General features: G+C 67.3%; 18 protein-coding genes and 1 tRNA gene. 11 read left to right on the top strand and 8 right to left on the bottom strand.

Annotated features, from left to right (window positions below; all coding sequences use genetic code 11):
• Positions 1–174 precede the first annotated feature (174 nt).
• The 3 genes from ACWEIJ_RS18745 (at position 175) to ACWEIJ_RS18735 (ending at position 2,288) form a co-directional block, all read left to right on the top strand.
• Complete coding sequence (locus ACWEIJ_RS18745; protein WP_449838425.1) at positions 175–768, top strand: PadR family transcriptional regulator; 594 nt, start codon at positions 175–177, stop codon at positions 766–768.
• A complete protein-coding gene (locus ACWEIJ_RS18740) occupies positions 765–1,886 on the top strand; it encodes an FAD-dependent oxidoreductase (protein ID WP_449838424.1) in 1,122 nt (373 codons plus the stop codon). Before ACWEIJ_RS18745 ends, ACWEIJ_RS18740 begins: the two co-directional genes overlap by 4 nt.
• Positions 1,887–1,949: 63 nt before the next feature.
• Positions 1,950–2,288: a helix-turn-helix domain-containing protein gene (locus tag ACWEIJ_RS18735; protein ID WP_355436006.1), complete on the top strand. Its 339-nt coding sequence runs from the start codon at positions 1,950–1,952 to the stop codon at positions 2,286–2,288.
• Here ACWEIJ_RS18735 and ACWEIJ_RS18730 read toward each other — a convergent pair.
• From ACWEIJ_RS18730 to ACWEIJ_RS18720, 3 genes are all read right to left on the bottom strand, one after another.
• The gene (locus tag ACWEIJ_RS18730; RefSeq protein ID WP_449838423.1) at positions 2,285–2,872 is read right to left on the bottom strand and encodes a ClpP family protease; all 588 of its coding nucleotides are present in this window, start codon (positions 2,870–2,872) and stop codon (positions 2,285–2,287) included. The two genes, ACWEIJ_RS18735 and ACWEIJ_RS18730, sit on opposite strands and share 4 nt — an antisense overlap.
• Complete coding sequence (locus tag ACWEIJ_RS18725; RefSeq protein ID WP_449838422.1) at positions 2,869–3,483, bottom strand: ClpP family protease; 615 nt, start codon at positions 3,481–3,483, stop codon at positions 2,869–2,871. Before ACWEIJ_RS18725 ends, ACWEIJ_RS18730 begins: the two co-directional genes overlap by 4 nt.
• A 73-nt stretch (positions 3,484–3,556) precedes the next feature.
• A complete protein-coding gene (locus ACWEIJ_RS18720; protein ID WP_449838421.1) occupies positions 3,557–4,345 on the bottom strand; it encodes a cellulose binding domain-containing protein in 789 nt (262 codons plus the stop codon).
• 270 nt (positions 4,346–4,615) lie between these two features.
• Here ACWEIJ_RS18720 and ACWEIJ_RS18715 point away from each other — a divergent pair, with 270 nt between their 5' ends.
• The 3 genes from ACWEIJ_RS18715 to ACWEIJ_RS18705 are packed head-to-tail and all read left to right on the top strand — an operon-like array spanning position 4,616 to position 6,487.
• Positions 4,616–4,819 carry a PLDc N-terminal domain-containing protein gene (locus tag ACWEIJ_RS18715; protein WP_449838420.1) on the top strand — a complete coding sequence of 68 codons (204 nt, stop codon included), beginning with the start codon at positions 4,616–4,618 and terminating at the stop codon, positions 4,817–4,819.
• Positions 4,809–5,717 (top strand): ABC transporter ATP-binding protein, encoded by a 909-nt coding sequence (locus ACWEIJ_RS18710; RefSeq protein ID WP_449838419.1) that lies wholly within the window; start codon positions 4,809–4,811, stop codon positions 5,715–5,717. Before ACWEIJ_RS18715 ends, ACWEIJ_RS18710 begins: the two co-directional genes overlap by 11 nt.
• Positions 5,714–6,487 carry a hypothetical protein gene (locus ACWEIJ_RS18705; RefSeq protein WP_449838418.1) on the top strand — a complete coding sequence of 258 codons (774 nt, stop codon included), beginning with the start codon at positions 5,714–5,716 and terminating at the stop codon, positions 6,485–6,487. Before ACWEIJ_RS18710 ends, ACWEIJ_RS18705 begins: the two co-directional genes overlap by 4 nt.
• Before the next feature lie 718 nt (positions 6,488–7,205).
• On the opposite strand, the gene ACWEIJ_RS18700 is transcribed toward ACWEIJ_RS18705, so the two are convergent.
• Together ACWEIJ_RS18700 and ACWEIJ_RS18695 are read right to left on the bottom strand one after the other, a co-directional pair.
• Positions 7,206–7,279: transfer RNA gene (locus ACWEIJ_RS18700), tRNA-Leu, on the bottom strand.
• Positions 7,280–7,329: 50 nt separating this feature from the next.
• Positions 7,330–7,611, bottom strand: a complete 282-nt coding sequence (locus tag ACWEIJ_RS18695; protein WP_109633365.1) for a metal-sensitive transcriptional regulator — start codon at positions 7,609–7,611, stop codon at positions 7,330–7,332.
• Between the two features lie 322 nt (positions 7,612–7,933).
• On the opposite strand from ACWEIJ_RS18695, the gene ACWEIJ_RS18690 reads away from it, so the two are divergent.
• The gene (locus ACWEIJ_RS18690) at positions 7,934–8,275 is read left to right on the top strand and encodes a histone-like nucleoid-structuring protein Lsr2 (protein ID WP_030466676.1); all 342 of its coding nucleotides are present in this window, start codon (positions 7,934–7,936) and stop codon (positions 8,273–8,275) included.
• A 123-nt stretch (positions 8,276–8,398) separates the two neighbouring features.
• On the opposite strand, the gene pabB is transcribed toward ACWEIJ_RS18690, so the two are convergent.
• The 3 genes from pabB to ACWEIJ_RS18675 all read right to left on the bottom strand — a co-directional run bounded on the left by pabB (position 8,399) and on the right by ACWEIJ_RS18675 (position 11,806).
• Positions 8,399–10,384: an aminodeoxychorismate synthase component I gene (gene pabB, locus ACWEIJ_RS18685; protein WP_449838417.1), complete on the bottom strand. Its 1,986-nt coding sequence runs from the start codon at positions 10,382–10,384 to the stop codon at positions 8,399–8,401.
• Positions 10,385–10,478: 94 nt separating this feature from the next.
• On the bottom strand, positions 10,479–11,312 hold the full coding sequence (locus ACWEIJ_RS18680; RefSeq protein WP_449838416.1) for a hypothetical protein: 834 nt from the start codon (positions 11,310–11,312) through the stop codon (positions 10,479–10,481).
• Positions 11,309–11,806, bottom strand: coding sequence for a SigE family RNA polymerase sigma factor (locus ACWEIJ_RS18675; RefSeq protein WP_449838415.1), 498 nt, complete (start codon positions 11,804–11,806; stop codon positions 11,309–11,311). Before ACWEIJ_RS18675 ends, ACWEIJ_RS18680 begins: the two co-directional genes overlap by 4 nt.
• Before the next feature lie 86 nt (positions 11,807–11,892).
• On the opposite strand from ACWEIJ_RS18675, the gene ACWEIJ_RS18670 reads away from it, so the two are divergent.
• The 4 genes from ACWEIJ_RS18670 to ACWEIJ_RS18655 all read left to right on the top strand — a co-directional run bounded on the left by ACWEIJ_RS18670 (position 11,893) and on the right by ACWEIJ_RS18655 (position 15,612).
• Positions 11,893–13,062, top strand: a complete 1,170-nt coding sequence (locus ACWEIJ_RS18670) for a metallophosphoesterase (RefSeq protein WP_449838414.1) — start codon at positions 11,893–11,895, stop codon at positions 13,060–13,062.
• Between the two features lie 108 nt (positions 13,063–13,170).
• On the top strand, positions 13,171–14,337 hold the full coding sequence (locus ACWEIJ_RS18665) for a type III PLP-dependent enzyme (RefSeq protein WP_449838413.1): 1,167 nt from the start codon (positions 13,171–13,173) through the stop codon (positions 14,335–14,337).
• A 34-nt stretch (positions 14,338–14,371) separates the two neighbouring features.
• On the top strand, positions 14,372–14,767 hold the full coding sequence (gene speD / locus ACWEIJ_RS18660; RefSeq protein WP_449838412.1) for an adenosylmethionine decarboxylase: 396 nt from the start codon (positions 14,372–14,374) through the stop codon (positions 14,765–14,767).
• Between the two features lie 29 nt (positions 14,768–14,796).
• Positions 14,797–15,612 carry a spermidine synthase gene (locus ACWEIJ_RS18655; RefSeq protein WP_449838623.1) on the top strand — a complete coding sequence of 272 codons (816 nt, stop codon included), beginning with the start codon at positions 14,797–14,799 and terminating at the stop codon, positions 15,610–15,612.
• The last annotated feature ends 15 nt before the right edge of the window (positions 15,613–15,627 follow it).

Below are 15,627 nucleotides of genomic sequence, written 5' to 3'. Positions count from 1 at the left end.
GGACCTTGCTGGAGAGGGTTCTGGACACGCCGAACCTCCTGTGCAGGGAGGCGGCCTGTGTCTCAAGTCTGGAACCGGGAAAGTTCCCGGTCAATACGAGGTATAGACCAATTCACGGTATAGTTGACATCAACTAGTTAGAGTCGGATAGTTGAGATCGACCAAGGAGGACCGATGTCTCGGCGCAAGGTGTCGAACCCGCTGGCGCTGGCGGTGCTGGCGTTTCTCGTGATGCGGCCGATGCACCCGTACGAGCTGGGCAAACAGCTCAAGGACATGGGCAAGGACCGGGACATCAAGTTCAACCGCGGTTCGCTTTACATGGTCGTCGAGCAGCTGCGGAAGGCCGGGTTCGTCGCCGAGCAGGAGACCGTCAAGGACACCCAGCGGCCCGAACGCACGATCTACGAGCTGACCGATGCCGGGCGCGACGAGCTGCACGACTGGATGCGCGAGCTCGTCCGCGACCCGGTGCACGAGTACCCGCAGTTCGGCGTGGCGCTGTCGTTGATCTCGGTACTGGACCCGGTGGAGGCCGTGGAACTGCTCAGCACCAGGGCCGGCGCGCTCACGACGAAGATCGGCGCTTCCCGCACGATGATCGACAAGGCGTCCGCCGACGGAGTCGAGTGGATCTTCCTCGTCGAGGAGGAGTACCGGATCGCCTTGCTGGAGGCCGAACTGCGGCTGGTCGAGAAGCTCACGGGGGAAATGGCGAAGGCCGAGTACCAGGACGCCTGGCGGCAACACTTCGGAGGGGAACAGTGAAAGCACTGATCATCGGCGGCGGGATCGCGGGTCCTGTCACCGCGCTCGCCCTGCAGAAGGCGGGCATCGACTCGGTCGTGTTCGAGGCGTACGACACGACCGCGGACGGTGTCGGGGGCATGCTCTCCGTGGCACCGAACGGACTCGCCGCACTGAAGATCGTCGGACTCGAACCGGACTTCGGCGAACCGTTGCGCCACATGGTGATGGCCGACGCCCAGGGCCGAACGCTGGGCCGCATCAGCGGCGAGATGAGCCGAGTGGCGCCGCGATCCGAGCTGTACCAACGGCTGCGCGAGCTGAGCGTCGCGCAACGGATCAAAGTGGAGCACGGCAAGCGCCTGGTCGGCGTGCGCAGCGAGAACGGCGTCACCGCAACGTTCTCCGACGGCAGCACCGAGCACGGTGACGTGCTGATCGGCGCCGACGGCATCCGGTCGACGGTGCGGACGATCATCGATCCCGAAGCACCGCAACCGGAGTACGTGGGTCTGCTGGGCATGGGCTCGTACGCCGAGAACAGCGGTGTGCACGGCGATCCGGAGACGATGTACTTCGTGTTCGGCAGCTCGTTCCTCGGCTACTGGGAACAGCCCGACGGCACCATCGCCTGGTTCAACAACCTCGCGGTGGACGATCCGGACGAGCAGACCACCGTACCGTGGCTCGAACGCCTCCGCGAGGCGTACGGCGACGACATACCCGCGAAACAACTGCTGGCGCACAGCGAGGAGGTCGTGGCCGCCGGTCCGCTGGAGATCATGCCGAGCGTGCCGCGCTGGTACCGCGACCGCATGGTCCTGGTCGGCGACTCCGCCCACGCTCCCAGCGCCAGCTCCGGTCAGGGCGCCTCACTGGCCGCGGAGTCGGCCGTGCAACTGGCCAGGTGCCTGCGCGACATCCCGGACATCCCCACGGCCTTCGCCACCTACGAGCGGCTGCGCAGGCCGAGGGTCGAACGGATCGCGGCACGCGCGGCCCGCACCAACAGCAACAAACGCGGAATCGGCCCGATCACCCGGCTGCTGATGCCGTTGGTGATGAAGACCTTCGGGGCCAAGGCGTTCACCAAGGAGCAGAACTACCGCATCGACTGGGACGCTCGGGTCACCGGGTAGCGGTCTTTCTGCTGACAGCAGAACCGTGGTTTGCGGTGGTCCCGGTGCTGTCACCATGACGACATGGCGGAGATCCTGGACTTCAAGCGCGCACCCGAACCGCTGTGGCGTGAGGCCCTGGGCCGCAAGCTGCGCGAGACCAGGGAGGCGCGCGGCGACCGACTGGTCGACGTGGCCGAACGCGCGGGCATCTCGGTGCAGTACCTGTCCGAGATCGAACGCGGCCGCAAGGAACCGTCCAGCGAGATGATCGCGGCGGTCACCGGCGCGCTGGGCATCGACCTGGCCGACCTGCTGATCGGTGTCGCCGGCCAGGTCCGTCTCTTCCAGAGCACTCAGCACTTCCACACCTCGCGGCCCATCGGCCGCCCGTCCGGCCCGGTGCTCATGGCGGTCGCCTAACGCTGCTCCAGCATCTGGTCCGCGAGCCCGTACGCGACGGCGCCCGCCGCGTCGAACACGCGGTCCCGGTCGGTGTCGTGGCGCAGTTCGGCCACGCTCCGGCCGGTGTGCCGGGACAGGATCTCCTCCAGCTGCGTGCGCACCCTGACCACCTCGTCCGCCGCGAGGATCAGGTCGGGGATCGCGCCACGCCCCTGCGCCGCGGGCTGGTGCAGCACGACCCTGCTGTGCGGCAACACGGCCCGCCGTCCCTCCGCCCCCGCGGCCAGCAGCACCGCCCCGGCCGCGACGGCCTGGCCCACGCACGTCGTCGCCACCGGCGCCTTGATGTACCGCATGGTGTCGTAGAGCGCGAGCATCGCCGAGGGATCACCGCCCTCGCAGTTGATGTAGAGGTTGATCTCCAGGTCCGGGTTGTCGGACTCCAGGTGCAGCAACTGCGCGATCAACGCGTTGGCGACCCCGGAGTCGATCCCGGTGCCCAGGTAGACGATCCGCGAGCTCAGCAGGTGCGAGTAGACGTCCATGATCCGCTCGCCGCGCGCGTCCCGCGTGATGACGTTGGGAATCGTGTAGGTGCTCATGCGACAGCTCCCGCGTGCAGTCCCAGCTGATGCGTGCGCACGGGCACGACCTGCCCGAGGTCGCTGACGACGTGGTCGATGAACCCGTACTCCAGCGCCTGCGCGGTGGTGAACCACCTGTCGTGCAACGAGTCCGTGAAGATCCGGTCGAACGGCTGACCGGTGTCGTCGGCGATCAGCCCGAGCACGGTGTCCCTGGTGTGCCGCAGGTCGTCCGCCTGCACCTCGACCTCCACCGCGGAGCCACCGATGCCCGCGCTCCCCTGGTGCATGAGGATTCGCGCGTGCGGCAACGCGAACCGCTTCCCCTTGCTGCCGGCGGAAAGCAGGAACTGCCCGGCGCTGCACGCCAGTCCCAGCGCCAGCGTCGCGACGTCGCACGGCACCAGCCGCATCACGTCCCGGATCGCGAGCATCGCGGGCACCGAACCACCCGGCGAGTGGATCCACAGCGCGATGTCCTGCCGCGGGTCCTCGCTCGCCAGCGACAGCATCTGGGTCGCCAGCACCGTCCCGTTGTCGTCGTCGAGCGCGCCGTCGAGAATCAGCACCCGCTGAGCGAAGAACCGTTCCCGCAGCCCTGGGCTGAAGAGCCTCTCGTTGTTCGTCATGGCACCGACGATGCCGGTCTGTCCGGCAGGTCCGCCGTTTTCTCTGCTGTGGGCAGATCAGCCCACAGCAGGGTCACTGCGTCGCACAGGCCGTCCCGTTGAGCGTGAACGACGACGGAGCGGTGTTCCGGCCGCGCATGCTCCCGAGGAACCCGACGGTCACCTCATCACCCGGCTCGATCGTCGTCGTGTAGTCGACATTGGTCGCACGGACGGCCGCACCCCGCTGCGACGAGGACGCGTTCCACATGTGTTCCACCCTCTGCCCGTCGCTGAACGACCACTCCAGCGTCCAGCCGTCGATCGCGTCGTCGCCGGTGTTCCTGATGACGACGTCCGCCTGGAACCCGCCCGGCCACTGCCCGCCGATCCGGTAGGTGACGGTGCAGGGAGGCGGAGGAGGTGGCGGAGGCGTTGTTGTTGTAGTCGTGACCGGCGGCTGGACAGGAGTCGGCGGCGTGGTTGTCGTCGTCGTGCTGTCCAAGCCGTTGCAGGGCAACCCCCACAGGCCGCGGTCCTCCCGTGCCGCGAGGGCTTCCGCTTCGGCGATCGCACCGGCAGCACCCTGCGCGCGCAGCACGCCCTCGCTCACGGCGAGAAGCGCGTAGTCGGTGCCGTCGGCGAGTTCCAGGTTCACCTCGTCGGGAACCAGGGACGTCACGTACACCGGCCGTTCCAGCAAGGTCTTCCTCGCGAACTCGCTCGCGGCAGCGGCCCAGCACTCCGCGGGCTGCGCCAGCAGCGAGATCTGGACGCGCCGGCCGCCATCCAGTTCGACCGTCCTCCCGTCAATCACCTTCCGCACGTACGACGGCACGTCGTCCCGCGCGGCGGTGATCAACGTCGGCGGCCTCGACGGCACAGGGGTTACCGGTGCAGGACTCCCGGTCGTGCACGCGCAGGCGAGCAGAACCATGAGAAACGACAAGGACTTCCGCACCACCAGGAGCTCCCGCTGCAGTCGTTGAAACTTTGACGACCGTAGCGCTCCGCGAGCGGCCTCCACTCCGCTGTTCGGCGTTGATCAACTACGCGAAAGGGCCCTGTGCGGCCGTCCTCGGTGAACCAGATCGGGGCAACCAGGACGGCACTCGGCCCCGCGGACGCCCGTCAGCTGACAGGATGGAGAATCGTGGATCACAACTCGCTGATCGCGGCACTGGTGCCGGTGGTCATCATCTTCGTCGGCTTCGCGGCCTACTGCGTGGTCGACGTGCTCAAAGCCGACCGGACGAAGCACCTGCCGAAGTGGGCGTGGCTGCTGATCTGCCTGGCCTCGATCCCCATGGGCGGCATCCTCTACCTGGTGCTGGGCAGGGTGCCCCGTGACCGCTGACGCCTACACCGCGACGGGCCTGCGCAAGGACTTCGGCGGTGTCGGCGTGCTCGGCGTCGACCTGGAGATCCCCACCGGCTCGGTGTTCGGGCTGGTCGGCCCCAACGGTGCCGGCAAGACGACGTTGCTGTCGATGCTGGCCGGGTTGTCCACACCGGACTCGGGCGAGATCGGCTTCGGTTCGGCCGAGGTCGCGTTGTGCACCGACGTGCCGGACTTCGAACCGTGGCTCACCGCCGAGGAGGTGCTCGACCTGGGCATCCACCTCACCCGCCCGGAACTGCCACCCGCGGCCGCGCGTTCGTTGCGCGACGAGGTCCTCGCGAAGGTCGGCCTGACCAACTCCGCCCGCCGCAGGGTCGGCGGCTTCTCACGGGGCATGCGCCAGCGCCTCGGCGTCGGTGCCGCCCTGACCGCGGGCCGCCCACTCGTGCTGCTGGACGAACCGACGTCCGGTCTAGACCCGGACGGCCGCGCGATGATGCTGGACCTGGTGCAGAGCCTGCGCGGCGAGATGACCACCGTGTTCTCCAGCCACGTCCTCGCCGACGTGGAACGCGTGTGCGACCGAATAGCGGTGCTGCGCAACGGTGTCGTGGTGGCACAAGGCGCGACCGCCGACATCCTCAACGCCTCAGCGGAACGTACGTGGGACATCGACGTCGTCGACGATGCCCCGCGATTGGCCGGCGAGCTGACCGCGCTGCCGTGGGTGGAACGCGCCGCGGCGACCGGGCAGACCAGGGTGAGTGTCACGGCGGTGACCCCCTCAGCGGGCCACACGGGTCTCGCGCGAGTGCTCACCGATTTCCGCCTGGTGTCCCTGAAACCGCGCGACCGCGGCCTGGAAGACGTCTTCGACTCACTGCTGTCCGAAGTGGATGGTTCACCCCGATGAGCCTGTGGCGCCTGGAATGGCTGCGCCTGTCCCGCACCCGGCGGCTGCTCGCACTGGCCGCGGTGTTCGTGGTGTTCGGCTTGGGATCCCCGCTGCTGACCCGTTACCTGGCCGACGTGCTGGCGTCCAGCGCACCGGGTGGCATCAAGATCGTGGCACCCACCCCGACCCCGGCCGACGGCATCGCCTCGTACCAGAAGAACGTCCAGCAACTGGGCGTCGTCCTGCTGGCCTTCATCGCCGCAGCGGCGTTCCGCGGCAAGGCGGAGGTGTTCCTGCGCACCAGGATCACCCGCCGCCGCGACCACGTCCTGCCCGGCCTGGTCGTGACCGCACTGGCGGCCTGGGCCTGCTACCTCGCGGGCCTCCTGGGCGCCTGGTACGAGACCGCGGTGCTGCTCGGCGCGCCCGGCGTCCTCGCGATGCTCGCCACCGCAACGTTCACGATGCTGTACCTGGCTTTCGCCGTAGCGCTGACCCTGGCGATCGCCTCGTTCACCCGAACCGCCGTCCCCGCCGGCTTCGCCTCCACCGCACTGCTGCTCCTCGTGCTACCGCTGCTTTCCAGCGTGCGCACTCTCGGCGACCACCTGCCACCAGACCTGCCCGGATCAGCGTTGTCCTTGGTGGCAGGCACTTCCACGCCAACCGACCACTGGCGCGCAGCCGCGGTGACCCTCGCCGCCACCGCCGCCTTCGTGGCCGTGGGCCTCAGCCGCGCACCCCGTGCGCGGCCAGCACCGCGAGCACCTGGTCAACGCGAGCGATGAGCAGAAGCGCATCACGACCCTGCCGGCCTGCACTCCTAGCCGGGAAAGAGCATCATGCGCGAGGAACGAGCTTGCACCGAGATCTCACCGAAGTCTCCCCTGATGCAGTACGACCCATCATCCAGTTCGAACGAGTCGACGCCTCCGCGGTCAAGTTCTCCCGACGCGTCTCGCGCGGGTGGCAGCCCCTGCCCGGTCCAATGAAGGGCCGACACCCCTTCGAACCTGAGCTCGCCACGGCGGTAACAAGAGCGTCAGGCCGCAGCACGACCTCAATGGAGATCGCGAGCACTCCCGGCCGGGCCATGACGTCCAGCACCCAACTGTCCTCCAGGTGGAAGAGGCGCAGCTCGTCAATTCGGCCGTAGTCGGTCATGACGTTCCTCCGCCTCATTTCGCCTCCACACCGCGCTTGATCGCAATCCTCACGGACGAGAAGCCGTTGTGGGCACGTCGATATCGTCACGATCGTCGATCCGCAAGCCGCCGAGCCAGGCGTCACGATGTCCGTCGGCGATGGTCCCCTCGGCGCCAAGGGCCAGGAGCAGAGCCGCACGACAGCGTAAGCCCGACCGTGGTACCCCGAGGTCGAGCGAAGCGAGACTCACGGGGGTCCGGGGCGCAGCCCCGGCTGGGAGTCTGAGGGCTCGGCCCCCAGAAAACACCACGGGCGAGGTAAGGTCTGCGCTTTCCGCAGACATACCTCGCCCGAAGTCCGTGCCCCCGGTGCGACTCGAACGCACACTGGACGGATTTTGAGTCCGCTGCCTCTGCCGATTGGGCTACGGGGGCGTAGCAGGGTGAACTGTAGCGGATCACGCCAAGCGGTTTGGCACCGGGCCTCAGGACTTCACGAGCCGTCCGATGGCCGCTGAGGCCTCGGCGAGCTTCTCCTCGGCGACCGGGCCGCCTTCTGCGGCCGCTTGGGCCACACAATGCTTCAGGTGCTCGTCGAGCAAGCCCAGTGACACGGCCTGGAGTGCCTTCGTGGCGGCGGCGATCTGGGTGAGGACGTCGATGCAGTATTCGTCGTTCTCGACCATGCGCTGCAGGCCGCGGATCTGTCCCTCGATGCGGCGCAGTCGCTTGAGGTATGCGTCCTTGTCCGCGGTGTACCCGTGCATCGCTCCTGACCTTCCCTACCCCTGGCGGGTATGTCGAGGATACCTGCACCGGATGGGGGTGCGTTATGTGCAACGCTGCTCCGTCAGCGGGAATGGCGAAGCGTCCGGCAAGCCCAGCAACAGGCCGAAGTGAGACGACTAGCACCACATTTTGGACCCGTAACACCCGTGTGGTTTACCCGGTAAATGCCCCGACCGGGCGGTTGGGTCACATTTTAGCGGCGAAAGGTTCGCCGTTTTTCCTCGTGTGGACTATGGTGTTGTCGGAGCACGTGGTTACGTCGAGGATCCGCGTGCTATGTGAGTACCCAACGGAGGAACAGTGGCACAGCAGACCGTCGTCCAACTCATCGACGACCTCGACGGCGGAGAAGCCGACGAGACCGTGACCTTCGCACTTGACGGTGTCGAGTACGCCATCGACCTGTCGAAGGGAAATGCGGAGCGGCTTCGCGAGTCGCTGGCGGACTTCGTCGCCAAGGCTCGCCGTGCGGGTGGCCGCAAGCAGCGCAAGGGCACCGGCAAGTCCACGGTGAAGGCCAGCGACAAGGCTGAGGCGCAGCGCATTCGTGACTGGGCTCGCGCGCAGGGGCACCAGATCTCGGACCGCGGTCGCATTCCGCAGAACCTGGTTGTGCAGTTCCAGGAAGCGCACGCCTCCTGACCTGCGCCGACACGCGAGGTTTCCACACGTCGGCCGGGTCGCCGGCCGACGTGTTAACCCGAGGTCAAACCCATCAGGATCAAACACAGTCCGGTTCGTTCACACCATGCCCGGAACGTGGGATCAACGACCGGGAAAGTGCGCTCCGAACAGGCGTGACACCGCAGTCGCCTTGACCGCCGTCTCCTCGAATTCCTCGTCGGGGTCCGACAGCGAGATGACAGCTCCGCCGACCCCGAAACTGACCTGGTCACCGTTCGCGACGAGCGTTCGGATGACGATGCTGAAGTCGGCGGCTCCGTTGAGCGAGAAGTAACCGAGCGCTCCGGAGTACACCCCGCGTGGACCGGCTTCCAACCCATCAAGGATCTGCATGGTCCGGATCTTCGGGGCTCCGGTCATCGAACCACCGGGAAACGCTGCTCGAACACATCGGACGGCAGAACTGTCCGGCCGAAGGCGTGCCCGCACGGTGCTCACCAATTGGTGTACGGTCGCGTAGGTCTCGACGTCGAACAAGCGCGTCACCTCGACCGAACCCACTTCCGCGCACGTGCCGAGATCGTTGCGGACGAGGTCCACGATCATCAGGTTCTCCGCCCGGTCCTTGACCGAACGGGCCAACGTTGTGCGCAACATCTCGTCGTCCGACGCATCAACGCCTCGCGGGCGTGTGCCCTTGATCGGCGATGACTCGACGACACCATGTCGGTTGACTTGGATAAATCGTTCGGGTGACGTGCTGAGCACGGACAGCTCACCGAAACGCAGCAACGCGCCGAACGGAACGGGATTTGCGGCACGAAGCAGCCGATAGGTGTCCCACGGGTCGAGCGCGGCGCGCCACGACATCATGTTGGTCAGACAGGCCTCGTACGTCTCCCCCGCGGTGATCGCTTCCTGGCACGCGCCGATCAGCTTGAGGTAGTGCGCGCGCGGATGCCGCAAGGTCACGTCCGATACGACCGGCCGGGAAGGCTCCCCCAACGGCCCCAGATCCGCCAGAACGGCCGAAACCTCGCCGAACCACCCGTCATCGCTCAACGACAGCAAATAGACGCACTCATCAACATGATCGATGACCACGGCACGGTCCGCGAACACGAACGACGCGTCAGGCTGTTCCGCGCGATGGGCGAAGTCGCCGCCGCACTCCGCCTTCAGCTCGTAGCCGAGGTATCCGACCCATCCGAGTGCGAAGTCGAATGGCACATCGGGCTGTTCGACAGTCCACGCCGCGATGTCGTCGTCCAGCCAGGCGAAGAACGACGGGCAGGGCAGAGGCACGCCGTCAACCGTGAGCACCTGATCGGGCACGGAGTACTGGGCGACACGCGCGAGCGGCCCGGACGCGTCCCCCATGAACGAGAACCGCGCGCCGGAGCCGCTGTCCAGCCAGAACGCGGCCTCAGACGTCCCGTGAAGGGCCGCGAACGCTTCCTCCGCGTCCACGGCCAGGTCGAGGCGCCGGACGTGCACACGGCGCTTCTGAGGCGTTGGGCGAACCAGCACCGGTTCGGGCACGGCGGCCGTGCGGGTCGGGGTGAGCGCGCCGAAGTTCGCGAGCAGCTCGCGGCCGAACTCGGTGCAGATCGACTCCGGGTGGAACTGCACGCCCCACGCCGGCCGGTCGAGAGCGCGCACACCCATCAGCACGGAGTCGTCGCTCCACGCGATGGCCTCCAAAGAAGAAGGCAGCTCCGTGACCGCCAACGAGTGGTAGCGCACGACGTCCAATGGCGACGGCAGCCCCGCGAACACGTCAACGCCCGTGTGTGTAACCGGGGAAACGATCCCATGGCGCGGTACAGGCGCAGGACCGACCACAGCGCCGTACGAGAGACATAAGCCCTGATGGCCCAGGCACACACCGAGCAACGGGAGGTCGGCGTGGTCGATCACCGCGCGGCAGATGCCGAAGTCGGCGGGGTTGCCCGGCCGGCCGGGTCCCGGCGAGATCACCACGTTGTCGAACGAACGCAGCGAGGCCAGCCGGAAGCGCGGGTCGTCGTTGTGGACGACCACGGGCTCGACGCCGTTCACCTCGGCGAGGTGCTGAAAGAGGTTGAACGTGAACGAGTCGTAGTTGTCGATGAGGAGTGTCCGCATGCCAGGACAGCACTTTACCTGGCAAAACACCCGATCGGACCAATGACGAGAGGGCGGCCACAAAACGTGACCGCCCTCCGCGCTGCGGCCTGGCTCAGCCGCCGACCCGGAACCGCGGGTCCGTCGCCAGCTCGGCCAGCTGCTGTTCGGTGAACACCGGCACGTCGAGCTCCGGATAGCCACCGCCCAGGTACTTGTCGTCCTGCGCGATCGTCACGATCTGACCGTCCTGGGCCCGGTAGGTGGCCCACTTGTCGAACTGGTCACGACCGCTCGTGTTGCGCTGCACGACACCGACCCTGAGCCCCTTGATCGCGAACACCTGGCACTGACCACCCATGCCCCAGAACGTCCTGGCCAGCTCGCACGGCTCCGCCGGCAGCCTGGGGTTGGGCGTGGACGACTCGACGAGCAGCCAGCCCACCTTGCCGTCCTTGCGCACCGGTGTCTCGGCCGTGTACTCCCAGACCTCGGGGGTCTCACCGCGGTCGGACGCCACCTGCCCCTGGGCCCGCTGCATGTCACCCCCGCTGTACCGGGGGTCCTGGTACTTGAGCCGCGGAGCGTCGTACCCGGCCGGCACCACGCCCTTGAGCTCCTCGAGCAGCTTGTTCGCCCGATCCGCCTGCGGCCCGTTCCCGGCGGTGCGGTCGGTCTGCCCGTCCGGCCACTGACCCGGCCACGAACTGCTGCTGCTCGGCCCGGCGCCCGTCATGTAGTCCTTCGCGGCCTTCGGGTTCAGCGCGAACGCCGACCCGAGGCCGACCCCGACCACGAGCACCGCGACCAGAGCGCCGACGATCGACGACCGCCGCCTCGACCTGGCCCTGCGCGCCACGTCGAGCGCCCGGCCGGGATCCATCGACGGCGGCGGGCTGCTCGCCACCACCACGTCCTCGAAAGCCCTTTTGAGGTCCTGTTCGTTCATCGAACCCTCTCCTGACCGATGAGCAGACCGCGCAGCGTCTGCAGCCCCCGCGCGGCCTGGCTCTTCACCGTTCCTTCCGAACACCCGAGGACGGCTGCCGTCTGTTCGACCGACAGGTCCTCCCAGTACCGCAGGACGAGGCACGCACGCTGCTTCGGAGGCACCTTCGCCAGCGCCTCCAGCAACACCATCCGTTCCTCCGGGTAGGTGCCGGGAGGAGCCGCCGCGTCCGTGAGCTCGTCGCTCACCGACTCGAACCGGAACCACCCGCGCCGCCGCTCGGACAGGTACGTCCGCACCAGGGTCTGCCTGGTGTAGGCGTCCATGGCCTCGTGCCGCTGTATCCGACGCCACGCGAGATAGATCTTCGTGAACGTCTGTTGCACGAGGTCTTCCGCGCGATGCCAGTCGCCGCACAGCAGATATGCCGTGCCGCGCATGGCGTCGGAACGGGCCGCGAAGTACTCCTGGAACGCGGCGTCCCGTTCACTCATCCGATCCTCCCCACCTGCGGTACCGGGCTAGTCACGCCACGTGGGGCCCGCCGGGTTGCATCGGGAGCGAAAAGCATACTGATGTCGTGATCTTCCTGTTGATCCTCGGAGTCCCGGTCGCTCTGGGTCACCTGTACCTGTGGCGCCGTCTGGTCGTGGACACGACACGTCCGCGCACGCTCGGCCGTCGCATCGGCACGGTGGCCGTCATCGGCGCGTTCGCGCTGCTGATGAGCACCTTGGTGGTGACTCGACGGGTGCCGCCGGAGGTCGGGAAGTTCCTCGCCTGGCCGGGGTTCGTGTGGCTCGCGCTGCTGTTCTACCTGGCCATCGTGCTCGGCATCGCGGAGGTGCCGCGCCGGGTCCTGCTGAAGCGAGCGACCCTCACACCTGTCGCCGCGGGTGCCGAGCCGGTCGAGGTCGTGCCCGACCCGTCCCGACGGCTGTTCATCTCGCGCTCGGTCGCCATCGGCTCGGGCATCGCGGCGGGAAGCGTGGTCGGCTACGGCATGACGCAGGCGTTGGGCGCGCCGCAGCTGCTGACCGTGCCGGTGACGCTGGACAAGCTCCAGAAGTCCCTGTCGGGCTTCCGGATCGCGGTCGTGAGCGACATCCACCTCGGGCCGCTGCTCGGGCGTTCGCACACCGAGCGGATCGTGCGGATGATCAACGAGCAGGAGGCCGACCTCGTCGCGATCGTCGGCGACCTGGTGGACGGCACGGTGGCCGAGCTCGGTGAGGCCGCCGCGCCGTTGCGGGACCTGGTGTCCAGGCACGGCAGCTTCTTCGTGACCGGCAACCACGAGTACTTCTCCGGCCACGAGCAGTGGATCTCCGAGCTCGATCGGCTCGGCGTGAACCCCTTGCGCAACGAGGGTTTGACCGTTGCCGGTGGCATCGAGCTCGTGGGCGTCAACGACGTGACCGGGAAGTCCTACGGTGACGGACCGGACCTGGAACGCGCTCTCGCGGGCCGCGACCGGAAGAACCCGCTCGTCCTGCTGGCGCACCAGCCGGTGCAGGTGGGCGACGCGTCTTCACACGGCGTCGACCTCCAGTTGTCCGGTCATACACACGGTGGACAGATGGTGCCGTTCAACTTCGTTGTGCCGGTGCAGCAACCCAGTGTCGCGGGGCTGTCGAAGGTGGACGACACGTGGCTCTACGTCAGTCGTGGCGCGGGTTTCTGGGGTCCGCCGGTGCGCGTGGGCGCACCTCCCGACATCACGATGATCGAGCTCCGCACTGCTGGCTAAGTCACACTCGGCCGGACTGGATTGCGCATTTGCGGTGTGCAGGCCGTAGAGTGGACGGCCGTGCCCGCGTACGGACCGCGAGGCGGATGAAGGGGGAACCCTGGGGAAATGACCGAGAGCTTCGCCGTTGACCGGCGTTACGAGGCAGAGGCTCGTATTCGGCGTTTCCTGGACCAGGAGAACCCGTCGACACCGTGTCTGGTGATCGACCTCGAGACGATCCGCGCGCGCTACCAGGCGATTCACGCGGCACTGCCGTCCGTCGACATCTTCTACGCCGTCAAGTCCAACCCCGAACCGGACGTGGTCGGCACGCTCGTCGAACAGGGTTCGCAGTTCGACGTGGCGTCGCCCGCGGAGATCGACCTGTGCCTGGCGCGCGGCGCCGCACCGTCGTCGATCTCGTACAGCAACCCCATCAAGAAGGCCGCTGACATCGCGTACGCGCACTCGCGCGGCGTGCGGCTGTTCGTGTCGGACAGCGAGCAGGACGTGCGGTTCATCGCCGAGCACGCGCCCGGTTCGTCCGTGCTGGTGCGGATTCTTGTCCACAGCAAGGGTTCCACCTACCCGTTCGGCAACAAGTTCGGTTGCGATCCCGAGATGGCGACGGATCTCTTGCGGCTGGCGCACGAGCTGGGCCTCGTTCCTCTCGGCGTCGCGTTCCACGCCGGTTCGCAGCAGCTGTCCGTGGCCGGCTGGGACTCCGGCATCGCCGACGCCGCCCTGATCGCGTCGAAGCTGCGCGCCGAGGGCATCGAGACCACCACGGTGAACCTGGGCGGCGGCCTTCCCGCGGTGTACCAGCAGGACACGCCGTCACTTGAGTCCTTCGCCTCTGCCATCGAGGCTTCCGTGGCACGACACTTCGGTGATGTGCGGCCGCGGGTGATGATCGAGCCCGGCCGAGCGATCTCCGCGGAGGCCGGGATGATCCGCTCGTCCGTCGTGCTGGTGTCGCGGAAGTCCTATTCGGACGAACGCCGCTGGGTGTACCTCGACATCGGCCGTTATCAGGGGCTCGCCGAGACCGAGGGCGAAGCGATCGCCTACGCGTTGCGGACCTCGCGTGACGGCGGCCCGGTCGGCCCCGTCGTGCTGGCCGGTCCGACGTGCGACGCGGACGACGTGATCTACCAGCACACCCGCTACGACCTGCCGCTGGAGCTCGCGGCCGGTGACCACGTGGACATCCTCCACGCGGGCGCCTACACCTCCTCCTATTCGTCCGTGTGCTTCAACGGCTTCCCGCCGCTGGCCACGTACTGCGTCTGAGTCCGTTTGCAATTCACATAGTTTGGAGTGATTGATGTCCGAAGCGCCCTGTCAGACCGAGGAGACCGTCGGTTTGTTCGCGGGACAGCACGTACTTGCAGAGCTCTCGGGTGTGAGTGCCGATCTGCTCGACGACGAGCAGTTCCTGAAGCACGCCCTTGGTGAGGTTCTCACGCAGGCCGACGCAACGGTGCTGGAGGTGATCTCCAAGAAGTTCGAACCTCAGGGGGTCACCGTGCTGGCTTTGCTGTCGGAATCCCATGCCTCGATCCACACCTACCCCGAAGTGGGCTCGGTGTTCGTCGACGTCTTCACCTGCGGTACTCGTGCGAAACCCGCGCTCGCCGTCCAGCTACTCGCTGACGCACTGGGCGCTGCTCACGTGAGCACGGACGTCGTCACTCGTGGCATCAAGGAGCACGCCGCGTGAACACCATCAACGAGCCGCTCGCCGAGGGCATGACCCGCCACTGGCGCGTGGACGAGGTGCTGGTCGACACCAAGACCGACTTCCAGCACCTGGTGATCGCCCGCACGGCCCAGGGCGTGTCGCTGTTCTGCGACAACGACCGCCAGTCGACGGAGTTCAGCCAGCTGACCTACCACGAGGCCCTGATGGTGCCGGCGCTGCTGCTGGCCGACCAGGTCGAGCGGGTGCTGGTCATCGGCTCCTCCGAGGGTGTCGTGTGCCAGATGGCCGTTGAGCACGGTGCGTCGGTCGTCGACCACATCGACATCGACGAGCAGGCGGTCAAGCTGTGCGCCGAGCACCTGCCGTACGGGTACACGCTGGAGGAGCTCGCTCTCGCCGAGAAGGGTGAGGGCGCGATCCGCGTGCAGTACATCGACGGGTTCGAGTACATCCGCACGACGTCGGAGAAGTACGACATCGTGCTGGTGGACCTGCCCGACGAGCGTGAGGAGGAGGCGCAGCACAACCGCTTGTACGGCGCCGACTTCCTGCGCATGTGCAAGGCGCTGCTGCGTCCGGGCGGCGTCGTCGTCAACCAGTCCGGCTGCCAGACGATGTGGCGCAACACCACGCTGATCCGCTCCTGGCAGCGGTTCAACGAGGTGTTCGACACGGTGGCGTACTACGGCTCCGACGAGCACGAGTGGGCCTACCTGTTCGGCCGCGCGGACGTCGTCGAGGACCCGACCGCGCTGATGGTCGAGCGGTTGAAGACGGCCGGCTACCAGCCGGAGTCGATCGACGACCTGGCGCTCGTGGGCAACAGCATCCCGCCCTACCGGGTGCGGCACTCGCTGGCCTGAGTTCGGCTTCGAGAA

Source organism: Lentzea sp. NPDC004789, assembly GCF_053601075.1.
The sequence above is the reverse complement of the archived record's forward strand: the minus strand, read 5'-3'. Positions and strand labels throughout refer to the sequence as shown.

Coding starts and splice junctions, on each gene's coding strand:
- ACWEIJ_RS18745 (WP_449838425.1), top strand. CDS start 175: ATGTCTCGGCGCAAGGTGTCGAACCCGCTGGCGCTGGCGGTGCTGGCG.
- ACWEIJ_RS18735 (WP_355436006.1), top strand. CDS start 1,950: ATGGCGGAGATCCTGGACTTCAAGCGCGCACCCGAACCGCTGTGGCGT.
- ACWEIJ_RS18730 (WP_449838423.1), bottom strand. CDS start 2,872: ATGAGCACCTACACGATTCCCAACGTCATCACGCGGGACGCGCGCGGC.
- ACWEIJ_RS18725 (WP_449838422.1), bottom strand. CDS start 3,483: ATGACGAACAACGAGAGGCTCTTCAGCCCAGGGCTGCGGGAACGGTTC.
- ACWEIJ_RS18705 (WP_449838418.1), top strand. CDS start 5,714: ATGAGCCTGTGGCGCCTGGAATGGCTGCGCCTGTCCCGCACCCGGCGG.
- ACWEIJ_RS18695 (WP_109633365.1), bottom strand. CDS start 7,611: ATGCACGGGTACACCGCGGACAAGGACGCATACCTCAAGCGACTGCGC.
- pabB (WP_449838417.1), bottom strand. CDS start 10,384: ATGCGGACACTCCTCATCGACAACTACGACTCGTTCACGTTCAACCTC.
- ACWEIJ_RS18680 (WP_449838416.1), bottom strand. CDS start 11,312: ATGAACGAACAGGACCTCAAAAGGGCTTTCGAGGACGTGGTGGTGGCG.
- ACWEIJ_RS18675 (WP_449838415.1), bottom strand. CDS start 11,806: ATGAGTGAACGGGACGCCGCGTTCCAGGAGTACTTCGCGGCCCGTTCC.
- ACWEIJ_RS18665 (WP_449838413.1), top strand. CDS start 13,171: ATGACCGAGAGCTTCGCCGTTGACCGGCGTTACGAGGCAGAGGCTCGT.
- speD (WP_449838412.1), top strand. CDS start 14,372: ATGTCCGAAGCGCCCTGTCAGACCGAGGAGACCGTCGGTTTGTTCGCG.
- ACWEIJ_RS18655 (WP_449838623.1), top strand. CDS start 14,797: ATGACCCGCCACTGGCGCGTGGACGAGGTGCTGGTCGACACCAAGACC.